At 40.8% G+C, this 15,626-nt stretch carries 12 protein-coding genes; 6 read left to right on the top strand and 6 right to left on the bottom strand.

Annotated elements, in window-relative coordinates; translation table 11 throughout:
- From ACTFWY_RS07210 to ACTFWY_RS07195, 4 genes are read right to left on the bottom strand one after another with little or no spacing between them, the layout of a single operon-like run.
- Nucleotides 1-1,365, bottom strand: coding sequence for a glycoside hydrolase family 1 protein (locus ACTFWY_RS07210; RefSeq protein WP_311828238.1), 1,365 nt, complete (start codon nt 1,363-1,365; stop codon nt 1-3).
- A 4-nt stretch (nt 1,366-1,369) separates the two neighbouring features.
- The gene (locus ACTFWY_RS07205; RefSeq protein ID WP_311828237.1) at nt 1,370-2,251 is read right to left on the bottom strand and encodes an ROK family protein; all 882 of its coding nucleotides are present in this window, start codon (nt 2,249-2,251) and stop codon (nt 1,370-1,372) included.
- Between the two features lie 38 nt (nt 2,252-2,289).
- Nucleotides 2,290-3,636: a PTS sugar transporter subunit IIC gene (locus ACTFWY_RS07200; protein WP_311828236.1), complete on the bottom strand. Its 1,347-nt coding sequence runs from the start codon at nt 3,634-3,636 to the stop codon at nt 2,290-2,292.
- Nucleotides 3,637-3,655: 19 nt separating this feature from the next.
- Nucleotides 3,656-5,857, bottom strand: coding sequence for a glycoside hydrolase family 3 N-terminal domain-containing protein (locus tag ACTFWY_RS07195; protein WP_311828255.1), 2,202 nt, complete (start codon nt 5,855-5,857; stop codon nt 3,656-3,658).
- 189 nt (nt 5,858-6,046) lie between these two features.
- Between ACTFWY_RS07195 and ACTFWY_RS07190 the strand changes: the two genes are divergently transcribed.
- Nucleotides 6,047-7,222: an AraC family transcriptional regulator gene (locus ACTFWY_RS07190; protein WP_081131675.1), complete on the top strand. Its 1,176-nt coding sequence runs from the start codon at nt 6,047-6,049 to the stop codon at nt 7,220-7,222.
- 257 nt (nt 7,223-7,479) lie between these two features.
- On the opposite strand, the gene ACTFWY_RS07185 is transcribed toward ACTFWY_RS07190, so the two are convergent.
- Entirely contained in the window at nt 7,480-9,267 is a 1,788-nt protein-coding gene (locus tag ACTFWY_RS07185) for an oligopeptide ABC transporter substrate-binding protein (protein WP_081131676.1), read from the bottom strand.
- A gap of 507 nt (nt 9,268-9,774) precedes the next feature.
- Here ACTFWY_RS07185 and ACTFWY_RS07180 point away from each other — a divergent pair.
- From ACTFWY_RS07180 to ACTFWY_RS07160, 5 genes are all read left to right on the top strand, one after another.
- The gene (locus ACTFWY_RS07180; RefSeq protein WP_156247897.1) at nt 9,775-11,076 is read left to right on the top strand and encodes a DUF1576 domain-containing protein; all 1,302 of its coding nucleotides are present in this window, start codon (nt 9,775-9,777) and stop codon (nt 11,074-11,076) included.
- Nucleotides 11,073-11,420 carry a hypothetical protein gene (locus ACTFWY_RS07175; RefSeq protein WP_005471043.1) on the top strand — a complete coding sequence of 116 codons (348 nt, stop codon included), beginning with the start codon at nt 11,073-11,075 and terminating at the stop codon, nt 11,418-11,420. The genes ACTFWY_RS07180 and ACTFWY_RS07175 overlap by 4 nt, the downstream gene beginning before the upstream one ends.
- Nucleotides 11,421-11,662: 242 nt before the next feature.
- A complete protein-coding gene (locus ACTFWY_RS07170; protein ID WP_003126104.1) occupies nt 11,663-12,028 on the top strand; it encodes a YxeA family protein in 366 nt (121 codons plus the stop codon).
- 7 nt (nt 12,029-12,035) lie between these two features.
- Entirely contained in the window at nt 12,036-12,788 is a 753-nt protein-coding gene (locus ACTFWY_RS07165; RefSeq protein WP_003126103.1) for an ABC transporter ATP-binding protein, read from the top strand.
- A 12-nt stretch (nt 12,789-12,800) separates the two neighbouring features.
- On the top strand, nt 12,801-14,609 hold the full coding sequence (locus ACTFWY_RS07160) for an ABC transporter permease (protein ID WP_308052723.1): 1,809 nt from the start codon (nt 12,801-12,803) through the stop codon (nt 14,607-14,609).
- Nucleotides 14,610-14,783: 174 nt separating this feature from the next.
- Here ACTFWY_RS07160 and ACTFWY_RS07155 read toward each other — a convergent pair whose 3' ends face one another.
- A complete protein-coding gene (locus ACTFWY_RS07155) occupies nt 14,784-15,497 on the bottom strand; it encodes a demethylmenaquinone methyltransferase (protein WP_081131681.1) in 714 nt (237 codons plus the stop codon).
- Nucleotides 15,498-15,626: the final 129 nt, after the last annotated feature.

Here is a 15,626-nt window from a genome sequence, read left to right as displayed (position 1 = left end):
TTACTCTCCTAATCCATTTTGTGCAATCACTTGTTGGTACCAGTAAAAACTATCTTTTTTCACTCGGGCTAAATCCAACAAATCATCTTCTGTGCGATTGACATAAATGAAGCCATAACGTTTCGTGATGCCTTCATGGGTACTGATCAAATCGATCGCACTCCAAGGACAATACCCAATCACTTCGACGCCATCTTTGACGGCTAATTCCATTTGAGCAATATGCTGCTGCAGATAATTAATGCGGTATTGATCGTGCACCTGTCCATCTTCTGTTAAAACGTCTTTGGCTCCGATACCGTTTTCGGTGATCAAAATCGGCAACCGATAGCGAGAATAAACTTCATTCAATGTGAAACGGAACCCTTCTGGGTCAATGGGCCAGCCAAATTCAGTCATTGGCAGATTTTTATTTTCAACTGCTTGGAAGAACCCCGGAATTCCAAAGCCTGATTGCTGATCGATTTTATTTTCTTTCTGATAATAACTGCTGACGGTCATCGTGTTGTAGTAATTCAATGCAATATAGTCACAAGTGCCGTCAAGAAGGATTTGACGATCTTCTGCCGTAACTTCTGGTGCGGCACCAATGGTTTCCAATAAGTGCCAAGCATTGTGATTGTATTTCCCAAAAACGGCCACATCAAGGAACAACCAATTTCTCAAGGCACTCATGTATAAAGCGGCCATCTGATCTTCAGGCTTATCCGAAGCTGGATATACACTGGCGATGTTTGGCGCTGGACCAATCTTTCCAATGTGATCGCCGGCATGGAAATGCTTCGTGACTAACGCTTGTGCCACCAGCATATGATGGTTTTCTTGGAATTTTTCTTTCATACTCTTTTGGCTTGTACCGATGACAGAACCAGCTAATGCCATCACATTTTGTTCATTGATGGTTTGCCATAATGGTACTTTGTCACCAAAGTGTTCAAACAGCACTTGGCAGTAGTCTGCAAAAGACTGAATCGTTTCCCGATTTTCCCAGCCACCTTGTTCTGCGATATAAACCGGTAAATCAAAATGGAAGACAGTAACGACCGGCTGAATCTCGTTTTCAAGCAATAAATCGATCAATTTCTGATAGAATGCCAAACCTTCTGGATTAACGACGCCATTTGGCATGACACGACTCCATGAAATAGAAAAACGATAGGCTTTCATGCCTAGTTCTTTGAACAATTTGACATCTTCTTCATAGCGATGGTAATGATCCGAAGCCACTTTAAAATCTGTGGTTCCAGCAGGAATCTCTTTGACATCTTGGACAGAAGGACCTTTTCCATCAGTGTCCCAAGCCCCTTCTATTTGATAGGCACTGGTTGATGCCCCCCATAAAAAATCATTTGGAAATTTACTCATACATTTACCCCTTTACTGCGCCAATCAAATTTGCATCTGCCTGAAACTTGGCCGCTTCGATGTTGATTGGTCGTAATGTTTGTTCAATGATTGGTGCTGCTTTTAGTAGCCGCTGATAGCAGCTTTGGATGGTTTCAATTAGTGTTGGCTGTTGGCTGATCCCGCCGCCAATCACGATTTTATCGATATCCAATAGGCATTGGATGTCAAAACAGAGAACGGCGACCTCATGGCAATAATCAAGAAAGAGATCCTGTGCCATTTGGTTATCAGAATCTGTCAGTGTCTGAAACACGATTGGTCCGTCGTTAGCTACTTGCAAGGTTTCAGATAATTTTTGGATCAGCGCTACCGCCGACAATCCAACGCCAACAAATGAATCTGGACCTGTAATGCGCCGGTCTCGGATCATAAAGCTGACTTCTCCTGCTTGATAGTGACTCCCTTTGTAAAGCTGACCATTGATACACAGTCCAACACCCACGCCGGTCCCTAAAATAATCGCTGCTCCATTGGATACATTTTGTAAATGCCCCCAAGTCATTTCTCCTAATGTGGCTGCCTTGGCATCATTCTCGACGGATACTTGGTAATCTTCCGTAAGATCGAAGTTTCCAATTAGCTGACCTAAGTTGACTTCATTTAGATAAGGCAATGCGCCACCAAAGAAGACAGTACCGGATTCGTTGACCGAACCTGGTACTGAAAAAGCGATTTTTTTAAAGGAGTGGCTCTCTGAATAGCTGTTGATGATCGTTTCCAGCAATTCAGAAAATTCTTCGAGAGACTGAGGTGTTGGGAAATTGTTCTTTTCTGTGACGATATTTTGCTGGACCAATCCTGATTTGATTTTTGTGCCGCCAATATCGATACTTAAATGACTCATTCTTCCCACTTCCTTATATTACGCTTGAACAAACTTGATTATGCTTGAATTTCTTCTACAGTCATTTCTGCTTCTATTTCTTGTGCTTTCATCTTTTCTGATTCAAGTTCTAATTCGTATTCTTTCTTGTCCGCAATTTTCAAGAAAGGATACCACATAATGATACCAATCAACATACAGATCACCATCAAGATCGTGTAGTTGACGCCACCTGAGAATGGCATTTTAATAAATGTTGGTGTCGTCCATGGCAATAAGCTCATTGTTGGATTCAAATTGATCGGCAAAATCGTTGTAGTTAGTCCCCATGTCACAAAACCAGCGATCAGTTGAGTAAATACTTGTGGAATAAAGAATATCGGATTCAAAATAATCGGCATTCCAAACATGATTGGTTCCGTAATATTGAAAATCGATGGGATAAAGGATAATTTACCTAATTGTTTCATTTTTGCTGATTTGCTGCGTATCATGAAGAATGTGACAAAGCCCATGAACCCAGCCGCATACATGCCCATGTAGATAACTGATGGAACGAGATAAGGAAGTTCTTGTCCTTGTTGGTATGCCGCAATATTTGAAACGACCATTGTCATACTGATTGCCCCAAGAGGTCCTTGTAACACAGCATTGTGGATACCGAAGAACCAAAGCACCGCCAAAACTTCCATAATAATGATGATGGACAGTGGACTAGCGACCAATGAATTCAACGGCGCATTCACCACATCAATAAAGAATTGGAAGATTGATCCAGACGCCGTTAAGCCAAATAATACGCGAATGATAAAGACGAGAACAAAGATGATCGTAACGACAAAGACTGGAGCCAAAGATTGTGTCACCATTGGCGGTACACTGTCTGGCAATTTGATCATGATGTTTTTCTTAGAAAGAAAGGCATAGAAACGAGTAACCAATAATGCCGTCAACATACCAATAAAGAGTCCTTGGCCTCCTAAGAAGTCCAATTTCAATGCGCCAATCGTTTGTTCTACGGCTTGACCATCTTGCATCACAGTTGTAGCGATCGTTTGAGGCATCAGCATGATAAAGCTGGCTAATGAAATAATTGCTGAGTTCCGTTCATTTGAACCTAACTGTTTGGCATATGAATACGCTAAGCTATAGACAACATACAATGCAAAGACGCCAGTAGCACCATTAGTGATGGCTTCGACATGTTGAAAAATACCGATTTTCGTTAAGTAGTCTGTCCAACCAGGAATTGGGAAGTTCCCGACGATCGTAATGAAGGCGATCCCCAACGTAATCGGACTGGTACGAATAAATCCTTCCATCAATGCAGCTAACACTTTATTTCGTTGTAGCTTTTGAGACATTGGCAATAATTTGCTACTTAAAATTGCTTCTAATTTTTCCATGTTTTTTACACTCCTTCTCTTATACTGTCACAGTTAGTGACTCTTCTTTTCCATCAATCGCTAAAACGAGCTGATAGTTTCCTTTAGTAAAATGTTTTTGTCCTTTATTATCATAAAAGACAAGATCTGTCAGCGATAGTTCGATATTTAAGGAACGTTCTTCCAGTGGTCCCAACGAAACAAATTCACTAGCCACCAATTGTTTTATGGGACGTACGATCGTTGCTGGTCGTTGATTCAAATAAACGTGAACAACTGTGTCAGCCGTGCGATCAGAATCATTCTTGATGTGACATTGTAAGTTGATCGTTTGCTCATTGACCTCACTGCCCAGCCATTTTCCTTGGAACGAGCTATAGCTAAGACCTTCACCAAACGCAAACAATGGGTCATTTGACTCATCCCGATATTTAGAGATAAAGCGATCTGTTGGATTAGCCGCTTTAAAGGGACGTCCTGTCGGAAGCTGGGCCCCATAAATAGGGATCTGGCCCTCACTTCTTGGGAAAGTCATTGTCAACCGTGCAGAGGGATTCGCTTTTCCTGTCAATAGATTTGCGATACCGATGCCCCCCATGATTCCGGGATACCAAACGAGTAACAAACTATCGAATAGTGGTTCCACATTTGTCAAGACCAGCGGGCGCCCTGTGTATAGTACACCAACGATTGGTTTGCCCGTTTCCTTCAGCGCTTTGATCAAGCGAACTTGTTTTTCCGGCAGGTGCAGATTCGCTCGAGAAGCGCCTTCCCCGCTTTCTAAAAACTGTTCGCCAAACGTCAAGACGATCACATCGGCTGCTTCTGCGGCTGTCACGGCTTCTGTCAACAATTGATCAGCTGGCTCGATCGGACCATTCAGCATCTCAATCCCAGCTTTGAGGGGACCAAACCCGTCATAAGAGTCAAACAAATTATAGCCACGAGCAAATTGAACTTGCTCGGTGGATAAGTTCTTCAATAATCCTTCTTTTAACGGAACAGCATCTTGTGGTTTTCCACTGACGGATGCCCAGAAGCCTAAAGTCAATCGGCTTTCTCCATAAGGTCCGATCACAGCGATTTTTTGGTCTTTTTGTAAAGGAAGACTACCATTGTTTTTCAGCAGTACGCTGCTTTTTTCAACGAGCTTGACTGCTAAAGTTTTGGCTTCTTCTGTTAAGATTTCACCAGTTTGCTCACTCTGCAAGCCTCGGTAAGGATCTTCAAAAAGTCCCAATTTATTTTTTAATTCCAAAATACGCCAAACTGCTTCATCCAATAATTCTGCGAAGGCAGGCTCTTTAATTAATTCCGGTAGATGTGTGGCGTAGACCGAAGTCATCATATCAAAATCGACGCCTGCTTCCAATCCTTTTTTGGCTGCTTCTCTGTCATCCGCAGCATAGCCGTGTGGAACTAGTTCTTTGATTGCCGCGTGATCTGAGACAAGAACACCATCAAACTCAAAACGTTCCCGCAAAATTTCTCGATTTAACCACTTACTGCCAGTTGACGGTTCGCCGTTCAACACATTGAAAGCCGTCATGACTAACATCGTTTGCGCTTTGATCGCCGCTTGATACGGCTGCAAGTATTCATTGAATAGACGCTGGTTGGACATATCGACAGTGTTGTATTCTCGACCACCTTCTGGAGCACCGTAAGCTGCAAAATGTTTGATACAAGCTGCGACATGATTCTCAGGGACACCCTTGCTACAATCTCCTTGGTAGCCAGTCACAACACTCTTAGCAAATTGTTTCGCGGTATACACATCTTCTCCTGGCGATTCCATCACTCGACCCCATCGTGGATCCCGAGATAAGTCCAACATTGGTGAGAAAATCACGTGCAATCCATTCAGATAACTCTCTTTCGCTGTCATTTCAGCGGCTTGTTGAATCAAATCAAAATCATATGATCCAGCTTGTGCTAAAGGAATCGGAAAGATCGTCCGAAATCCATAGATCACATCTGACATGAATAGTAAGGGGATTTTATGCTTACTGTTCTTCAGTGTTTCTTCTTGCAATCGTTTTAATTTTGCAAAATCATTTACATTATAAATCGAACCAACCTCGTAAAAGTTCAACTCTTCTGGTAAACCCAAATCTTGCATCGGACCTGTATTCATTACATCGTTTTCCACGACCAAACTTCCGTTAAGCTGGACCGTCTGGGCAACTTTTTCTTCAGGTGATAATTGCATAAATAACTTTCTTAATTCTCTTGTGTCCATTATGTTTCCTTTCTGTAAGCGTTTTAACATAATGTATTATAAAAAGAAGTCAACAGATTTTATACTAAAAAAATAGCGTTCATAGCAAAATATTCGTTGCATGCTAAAAAATTTTGATTATACTTTGAGTAGAGATAGAACTACTAGGTAGAACTATTATGCAGAACGAATAGATAAGGTGGTCAACACATGAATATAGAAAGCATTAAACTTGCGATGGATCTTTTATACCGGAAATATCTTATTCCTATGATCTTATTAGATGAAAATGGTACTTGGTTGCATCCAGAAAGTTCATGGCAGACAAAAAAGCCCATCAGCCACTATTTAGAAGCAACTGATGAACAATCCGTAACGCTTTATCATTTTGGAAAATATATGCTAGGTTGTTTTCAATTTCAATTGGAAGGCCAACGTTTTTACTTAATGGTTGGTCCTTGCGGCGTGATCGGGACACCAGAAAACTCCTGTGTTTTTCTAGGACACGAATACCATTACAATATTCACTACTCTAAAGAAGACAAATATTCATTTGAAGAATACATTCAATTAATGCATACCTTGTTTGCGAATCAGCCTTTAACTCAAGAACAATTGCGCTGGCATTACCAAACAGAGCCAGGTAATCGATCGATCCAGACAGACTTCAATTTAGAAGCCAATCTGTACGACCGGCGTGTCCATGAATCAACTTTTGACTCTTATCATTTTGAGTTGCGCTATCTTGATTATATCAAGCGGAATGAACCAGAAAAAGTTGCTTGGGTCTTCAAAAAGATGAAGGAAACTTATAGTGTCTCTTTGTCCCCTTTTGAATTGGAAGGCTTGAAATTAAAATTTTCTGCTTTTGTGGCTGTAGTCACCCGCATGAGTATCGATGAAGGCGTCCCAGTCAATCAAGCATTCGGATTATCGGATTCATTGATCCAAGGATTGATCTACATTCACACGGCGGATGAATGCCTGCGGTATATCAAAGAAGCGACCTATCGTTTTATGGAGCTGTTGCACAGCTATCCTTTCGCCCAAAAATCGTTGCTGGTCAAAACGATCGTCAACTATATCGATGGCCACCTCTATGAAAAAATCACCATCGATGACTTAGCGGATATTACTCAAAAGCATAAGACCCATCTTTGCAGTCAATTCAAAAAAGAAATGGACAAAACAATCCATAACTATATCCAAGAAAAGAAAATTGCTGAAGCCAAACACTTACTCTTATTTACGGATCATTCTTATGAAAAAATCAGCACATTATTGGCTTTCTCCAGTCAAAGCCACTTTATTCAAAGTTTCAAGAAAATCACTGGGACAACCCCAAAAGAATTTAAAAATATTCATTACGCTCATGCCCTAAGCTGACTTCGCTCAAATCACATCAGCTAGATCGATAGGATCTTTCCTGTCATTCAACCATTGAAAACCTTCTCTCAGCGTTAAACAGAATAATGAACAAACATACCCGAAAGACTTAGTAGCAGTAGCGCAAACGTACAGTCTGCGCCACGATGCTCTGGCATTGCCAGAACACGGCTACTTAGTCCTCCGGGTATTCATTTATAGCGAAATCCTTTTTACTTTTTTGCTTTTTACTTCCTTCTATTTATTCTATCTCTACTTTACCGAGAACTATCCGTCACACCAATCGCAGCCCATGGATTATGATCGACATCGTAAGCCCATGAAAAATTCGTCACGCGGTCAGAGATCGGCAGGATCTCACTTCGGAACAATGTTGGAATCGCAAATGCTTCTTCAAAGGCATATTCTTGCCATGCATCAAAAGCTTCTTTCCGTTTGTCCTCGTCAAACGAAGCATTCGAGTCGATGGCAGCTAGCAACTCGGTATTTTTATCTGACTGATAGCGCGTATAATTGAACGGCGAATTTGGTCCCCACAATCCTGTTGGCGAAGGGTCAGATCCGGTGTTCCAAGCACCCATGAAAACATCAATGTCTGGATCATCATTTTCCAATTTGTCATAAAATGCTTGGAAATCAATCAAGCGTCCAGTCGAAAACTGAACATCCAAACCGATCTCGTTCCACTGTTGTACATAGTAATCGGCTAATGGTTGAGCAGTTTCTCCGCCAGACATAGAAGCAAAATTGATCGTTAGTTTATTACCGTCTGGATCTTCACGGAACCCATCGCCATCGGTATCGATATAGCCAGCATCATCGAGTAGCTGATTGGCTTTATCTAAATCTAACGTATACCCTTTGATTTCTTCGTTATGCAAAGAACCGAAAACTGGCGGGATCAATGTGGTTGCGTTGGTGCGCAATCCATGATAGAAACGTTCACCGATTGCATCGTTGTCTACTGCATAACCCATTGCTTGACGCAATGCTTTGTTCGCCATTTTAGAATTAGGATCATAAGCAACCGTTTTGTTTTCAGCATCCCATGTTCCCAGTTTAAAGCCAAGATAAGTGTAAGACTGCTGTAAACGACCAAGCATTTGGTACCCATCAGTATTTTTGTAAGCATCAAAAGTATCAGTTGGCATCGACAGTGCTATATCATATTGCTTGGCATTCAGTGCCTCATTGATGGAAGCAGACGGTACACCTCGAAGAACGATCTTATCTAAAGTTGGTTTTTCCCCATAATAATATTCGTTGGGAACATATTCTACTGTTTCTCCGGCCACGATATTGCTCATCACATACGGCCCAAAACCAATAGGATTTTTCCTAACCGGATCGCTTGATTCCATGTCTTTGATTTCAATTCCTTCAAAGGTATGCTTTGCTAATGCAGACATCCAGACGCCTCCGCCTGATTGCATCATACCCGGGTGAACTTCTTTGTATTCGATTTGAACAACTTTATCATTGACAGCAGTAATTCCAGAAATTGTGTCTGATTCACCAGCATGATATTCTTCCATACCGATCACGTTCGTGAAATCATTGTCATAACGAATCCCTGTGTAATCTGCGTGGCCGATCACTTCGTAAGCAAAGATCACATCTTCTGCAGTTACTTCTTCTCCATCCGACCATTTCAAGTTGTCTCTTAGTGTAATGGTGGCAATTTTGTTTTCTTGATCCAATTCTAAATCCGCAGGGCCACCGTCCACAATCTTAAAGTCATCGTCATTTAAAAATAAGTATTCATGACTTGGAGACATAAAGTGACGATCATAGGTATCTTGATAGAATTCCCATTGAAATAAGCCCTGAAACTGTGTATCCATCACAACTGCCACATCCAGGGTTTCTCCTTCGATAGGATCACCATCATTTTTGACCTCTAGTGGCATATTTTCTACATTGTTTGCTGTTGTATCCTCTGTTCCCTGTGCCCCTGTCGAGTCCGTTTTGTTATTTCCTTGGCTACAGGCGCCCAGAACAAAGACTGACATAAGTGTAATTAAGCCAAACCGATATTTTTTCATAGCTTCCTCCTTAATCTTACCCGATAATCGTCCACTTATTCGTTTTTCCTTCTCTCAGACTAATCTCTATTTATTCATACACTGCTAAAACAGTTAACCTGTGAAAGAAGGCGACTTTCCCCGTCGACCAATAAGTTTGCTCTCTAGATGCGCATAAATTAAAAAATAAAGAGAGATTAGTGTTGATTATAGCAAGTTTCCTCATTTTTTATATGTCATTATTTTCATCGATCACTGAAATATTTGATTGAAAGATGCGCTTTTTTTCAGTCATAATTAGCTCTGCCAATCATTCAATAACACTATAAGCTTTCGAAATTGAGCAGCTCATCTTTATGCAAATCCGTGCCAGGTCTATCCTATCTTTTCTCAGAAATAAAAAATGTACAGCGCTTTTTAGCGTATTCACTAACCAATCTCAAAAAACAACAAAAAAACTTTTTTGAATGACTGAAAGTATCCCGAATCCAGTCGATCTATGCTAACATAAAAAAAAAAGGAGGATTTATGGCAAATAAAAAAATCTTTTATCAAACAACGAATAAGTCTTTTGCACCGATTTCGCAATTGTTGACACAACGATTATTGATTGCTTACAGCATCCTTTTGATTGCTATTGGTGTCCTGAGTACACCGATAAGTGATCTATGGTTCGGTTCACTACGGATTTTGACTTCTCCTAGTAATCTCGTTTCGGATTACTTTGCCATCGGCAACTTAGGCAGTGCCTTTTTAAATAGCGGCGTGTTGACCTTGGTAAGTATCCTAACCACCAAAACAAAAGGAAACAGTATCACCGGACCAATGATTGCTGCCTTTTTCACCATTTCCGGATTTTCTTTTTTCGGGAAAAATTTATTCAATTCGATTCCGATCCCGTTAGGCGTTTATCTTTATGCACGGATTCAAAAAAAGCCCTTTGGACAGTACTCGCTTGTTGGTCTATTCGGGAGTGCAGCTTCACCTGTCATCAGTTATTTGGCTTTTGGGATGGGTTTCCCATTAATGACCGGCGTTCTATTAGGCTATACTATTGGAATTATCTTAGGCATTTTATTGCCGCCCCTGGCCGCACAATTCTTACACTTTCATCAAGGCTTCTCTTTGTATAACATTGGCTTTGCCACCGGAATCGTGACCATGTTCTTTACAAGTTTCACGCGTCTATTTGGACGTGACATTACCGAACAAACGTATTTGACGACTGAGTACAGTTCCTTTTTACTCTTCTTTTTGTGCGGCTTATGCGGGTTGCTCTTTTTAACCGGTTATTTATTGAATCACCGTTCTTTCCAAGGATTGGCTCATCTATTCGATGTTTCCGGTAAACTGGTGACAGACTTCGTCACGATTTTTGCATTAGGGGTCACACTGATGAACATGGCGATCATGGGGATGCTGCTGCTTGTATTCATCTACTTGCTTGGGGGCCAGCTATCAGGTCCATTACTTGGTGCTGTTCTGACAGTGGTTGGCTTTAGTGCTTTCGGAAATCACTGGAAAAATAGTCTGCCGATTTTGATTGGGGTCGTTCTTGCCACACGTTTAGGTTTTACCACTGAGACTTCGACCTTTCAATTGCTGTTGACTGCGATTTTTGGAACAAGTTTAGCACCAATCAGCGGCTACTATGGACCAATTGCAGGAATCTTTGCCGGTATTGCCCATGCGGCGTTAGTAAGCAATATTACCTACTTACATGGCGGGTTGAATCTTTATAATAATGGTTTTTCCAGTGGCTTTGTGGCGGCAGCTATGGTACCTTTGTTAGATGAGATCAACCAAATCAAAAGGCGGATGAACCAATGATAGAAAAGGAACAAGCACGGCGGATCGTGGATGAAGTGGTCACCTACTTTCTTTCCCACGACTGCCCTCATATCACTACTGAGATGTCTTTCGAAAAAACAGGATTTCGAGCCATTATTGCTGGGACCTGTCCAGAAGAGCCCAGTGATTTAGCCGTATTTGCGGAAATGTTGAATACCCCACGAGACATTGCGCTAGAAAGTTATTATATTGAACTTTTAGGCGGGCACCAGTCGATTCATGAAGAAAAAGACTTTTATTTATTAGGATTGTTGATCGATGAAGCAACAATCAGTTACGAGAAGGATCGTTTGATCATTACATTGTTTCGAAAAAAATATTAAAGACCATGGGATCTCTTTGATGAAGGAGATGCCATGGTCTTTCGTTTACAACGGTCTCTTGATACACGGAATGCGTTGAAAAGGTGAATCTTTGATTAACAGTTCCCAATACAAAGAAGGACATCATGAAATTGCTTTCATGACAAAAATGAAAGTTTATTGATAGGTTTTTCACACTACAATTGTTTTTACGCCCGCTATAATTCTCTTTAGACTTTACAAATTAAAGGAAGTGAGAATAGATGAAGAAATTTTGGATCGGCCTGGGTATCCTAATAATCGTTTTGTTTGCCGGGTTACAAATTGCTGAGAAAGTCATCATGGGCGGCCAAAGTTACTATGTTCAGATCACGACCGATGGCGAAAAGATCGAAACCGAAGACGATCGAGGCAATCAAGTGATCGAATATAAATATGAACTACCTGGTTACGACAAAGACGCAAAGAAGAAAAATCTGGAATTCTTAGGGATGAAAGATCGTCCTTTGAAAAAAGACGCTTACTTAAAAATTACCTGGAATCAAAACAAGGGCGTGACTTCCTATGAAGAAGTGCAAAAGAATGCTATTCCTGAAAAAGCGTTGAAACAATTAGAAAGTGAACGGTGATAAACAAATGGCAAAAATTATTGAAGCAAACGAATTAACGAAAGTTTACGGCAAAAATAATGAGAAAAAAACCGAAGCCCTAAAAGGGATCAGCTTTGCGATTGATAAAGGCGAGTTTATTGGTATTATGGGTGCTTCCGGTTCTGGTAAATCAACGTTGTTGAATATTTTATCCACATTGGACCATCCATCTTCCGGAAACATCCGCATCAACGAAAAAGATATCACAAAATTACGCGGTGATGCATTGGCAGATTTTCGCAGTAGAGAAATCGGCTTTATCTTCCAAGATTTCAATCTACTAGAAAATCTCACGGCTTCTGAAAACATTGCTGTGCCTCTCTCTTTACAAGGCGTACGGCCGAAAAAGATCAAACAGCTCATTCAACAAGTCGCGAATCGCTTATCCATCAGCCAAATTTTGGATAAATATCCTTCCGAGATCTCTGGTGGTCAAAAGCAACGGGTAGCCGCTGCGCGAGCATTAATCACCGAACCAACGATCTTGTTTGGGGATGAGCCAACGGGTGCCTTGGATTCAAAAAGTGCCAAGGATTTATTAGACATGATGGATGATTTAAACAAAAATGACCAAGTATCGATCTTACTCGTAACACATGATCCGCTTTCGGCAAGTTATTGCAAGCGAATCTTATTTATCAAAGATGGTAAGATCCATCAAGAAATCAAACGAAATAATCAAACCCAAGAAGACTTTTATCGTCAGATCTTAGTCATCTTAGGAAATCTGGAACAGTAGGAGGATAATGGTATGCTTTGGAAATTATCACTTACTGGTATCAAAGGCCGCTTAAAAGACTACATCGTCTTGTTTTCTGGTCTGGTTATGGCTTCTGCCATCTTTTATATGTTTCAATCAATGGCTAGTAATGAAGAATTCTTGAAAAACAATTCAACGGTTGGTGTCGTTGTCATTATCTTTCACTTTGGAACGGTCTTACTAGGAATCATCACATTTGCCTACATTCTCTATGCCAATTCTTTCCTAATGTCGATGCGGCAGAAGGATTATGCCATGTTTATGATGTTAGGAGCAAAAGGACGAAAAATCGCCCAAATGATCTTCATCGAAACATTTTTTGTAGGGATTATTGCAACCATTACTGGTGCTTTAGCAGGTATCGGATTGACGAAAATTGTCAATGATCTTTTAGTACAACAGTTAAATATAAAGATTACTCATTTTTCGCCATTCAATGTAAAAGCACTTGTGATCACACTGGTCTTTTTTGCCATTCTCTTCCTGATCGCAGCAATCGTCAATGCTTCAGCCATTGCCAAAAAAGCCATCTTGGATTTGTTGAGAGAAACTAGTACACCTGCACAAATCAAGCAAAAATTCCCATTCTTATTGGTTCAAACTCTTTTGGGGATCATCTTTCTTGGAATCGGTTATTATGTTATGAGCGATCTAATGAAATTTCAAATTATGGGTATTGCGATTGCCCTAGTCACGATCGTTTTGGGAACCTATCTAGTTTTCCGCTCTGTGATCGTATTGATTTTGACATTATTAAAGAAATCAGATGCCATCGCACTGAAAAAATTGAATAATTTCACTTTGTCTCAGTTAAACTTCCGTATCCGTGACTATACGCAGATGCTTTCGTTAGTATCCATGCTGTTCGCACTAGCACTGGGCGCATTAACCGTTGGCCTTGGTTTCAGAAATGAAATCCCTAAAATGGCCAAAGCGATGACCTCTTATGACTTGGTTCTGAATAATGCCCAAACTGTCGACCAACAAAAAATTGCGGATTTACACCCAACATTGAATGTCAGCTATCGCCAAAAAGAGGATGACACAGCCATTTATTACATTCAAGAAGAATTTGACAAAGATCCTTTGATCGTTACAGAACAGGGAGATCTTAGTCAGAGAGATGGTTACCGCTCACTAAATGGCCAAGCGATCGCAACTGATCTTGCAGAACAGGACCAGCTGCGCAGCTTTGAATTGCCCGAACAGCGAGGGAAAGAAGTCAAGCTGCTTTCTGCCAATGCCTTTGAACAAGTGAACGCACCCGAAACGATCTTACAAGTCATTCAAGTCAAAGACTTTGAAGCTGTCCTGCCAAAATTAACAGCACTTGCTAAGCTGGATCAAAAAAACAATCCATCCTTAGCAGGAGAAAGTAATCTTATGCAACGAGCGGATGCTTATGACACATTCAACGGCATTTTCTCAGGATTTGAATTCATGGGCTTCTTCTTAGGAATTGCCTTTCTAACAATGTTAGCTAGTTGCTTGATGTTCAAAATCCTTTCAGGGGCTAACAGTGATATTATGCGCTACACCATGCTTAGAAAAATCGGTGCTCGCAATGGGCTTCTGAAAAAATCGATCCGCAAAGAGATCGGCGTGCTTTTCTTAGTCCCAGGATTATTAGGAATCGTTCACGTACTATTCGGACTGCAAATGTTTAAAATGCTATTGAGTGATCCCTATGATCAGATCTGGTTACCATTTGCGATCTTTGTTGCCCTTTATGCCGTTTATTATCTTTTAACGGTATGGCTCTACACCAATATCGTTTTAAAAAATACCGGAAAACAATAAGCACCCGCAAAATGAACACAGTGAAATAGACAGCAAAAAAACCAACGTCCAGTGTGAACTGACGTTGGTTTTTATTTTGATCTGAAGCACTGGTCTTTGTTTTCGAAAATGAGCTGATTTTCTCAGCAACATCCCTTTAACAGCTTCTATGTCAACACATGCTTTTTATTGGATTCAGTTGGTTGGTTTATATCCGAGATGCATGGCTACAGTACCTCCACTATAGCTTTTGACAACTATATTAGTCAGTCCTGCTGATTGAAAGTAGTGAGACAACTCTTCTTTGCCAGGAAAATCTCTAGCTGATTCTTGCAACCAAGAATATTCTTGGTAACTTTTAGCAAACAGTTTTCCTAACAGCGGCATAATGAATCGGAAATACGCATAATACAGCTGCCGCCAACCAATTAAAGTGGGCTGTGATGTTTCCAGACAAACCACTTTTCCGCCAGGTTTTACGACCCGCTGCATTTCTTTTAGAACGGTTACAAGATCAGGAACATTTCTCAGACCAAACCCGATCGTCACAACATCAAACGTATTGTCTGCAAAAGGAAGTGCCATTGCATTTCCTTGCATCCATTCGATCTTTGTCTTTTGCTCCGCTGCTTTTTTCTTTGCCACAGCCAACATATTCTCACTAAAATCAATGCCGATCACGTTCCCAGTAGATCCTGTTGCTTCTGCCAGTGCCAATGTCCAATCTCCTGTTCCGCAGCAGACATCAAGGATATCATTACCTGCTTGGACTTGCATCCGTTTCATCGTATCTTTTCGCCAGCGTTTATGTTGTTGAAAAGAAATCACGGTATTCATCTGGTCATAGTTCTCCGCAACACGCTCAAAAACGTGATGGACACGTGCTTCCTTGCCTTTGTCACCTATCAACCTCTACACCATCCTTTTGCCTTCCAATCACGCAACCTGCGTAACCAAACGATTGAAAGCTTTTTCCATTTACTACAAAATTTAGTGTAGCATGGATAGTCAAAAAAGAAAAAATTCCTGTTTAAATCT

Source organism: Enterococcus sp. 125944 (assembly GCF_051909435.1).
In the GTDB taxonomy this organism is placed as follows: Bacteria; Bacillota; Bacilli; order Lactobacillales; family Enterococcaceae; genus Enterococcus_D; species Enterococcus_D gallinarum.
Note: the sequence above shows the minus strand (reverse complement) of the source record. Positions and strands in the feature narration are given on the sequence as shown.

What these genes read in the sequence shown, in the direction of transcription:
- ACTFWY_RS07200 (WP_311828236.1), bottom strand. Translation starts at nt 3,636, where the DNA reads ATGGAAAAATTAGAAGCAATTTTAAGTAGCAAATTATTGCCAATGTCT.
- ACTFWY_RS07205 (WP_311828237.1), bottom strand. Translation starts at nt 2,251, where the DNA reads ATGAGTCATTTAAGTATCGATATTGGCGGCACAAAAATCAAATCAGGA.
- ACTFWY_RS07185 (WP_081131676.1), bottom strand. Translation starts at nt 9,267, where the DNA reads ATGAAAAAATATCGGTTTGGCTTAATTACACTTATGTCAGTCTTTGTT.
- ACTFWY_RS07170 (WP_003126104.1), top strand. Translation starts at nt 11,663, where the DNA reads ATGAAGAAATTTTGGATCGGCCTGGGTATCCTAATAATCGTTTTGTTT.
- ACTFWY_RS07160 (WP_308052723.1), top strand. Translation starts at nt 12,801, where the DNA reads ATGCTTTGGAAATTATCACTTACTGGTATCAAAGGCCGCTTAAAAGAC.
- ACTFWY_RS07165 (WP_003126103.1), top strand. Translation starts at nt 12,036, where the DNA reads ATGGCAAAAATTATTGAAGCAAACGAATTAACGAAAGTTTACGGCAAA.
- ACTFWY_RS07175 (WP_005471043.1), top strand. Translation starts at nt 11,073, where the DNA reads ATGATAGAAAAGGAACAAGCACGGCGGATCGTGGATGAAGTGGTCACC.
- ACTFWY_RS07210 (WP_311828238.1), bottom strand. Translation starts at nt 1,365, where the DNA reads ATGAGTAAATTTCCAAATGATTTTTTATGGGGGGCATCAACCAGTGCC.
- ACTFWY_RS07190 (WP_081131675.1), top strand. Translation starts at nt 6,047, where the DNA reads ATGAATATAGAAAGCATTAAACTTGCGATGGATCTTTTATACCGGAAA.
- ACTFWY_RS07180 (WP_156247897.1), top strand. Translation starts at nt 9,775, where the DNA reads ATGGCAAATAAAAAAATCTTTTATCAAACAACGAATAAGTCTTTTGCA.
- ACTFWY_RS07195 (WP_311828255.1), bottom strand. Translation starts at nt 5,857, where the DNA reads ATGGACACAAGAGAATTAAGAAAGTTATTTATGCAATTATCACCTGAA.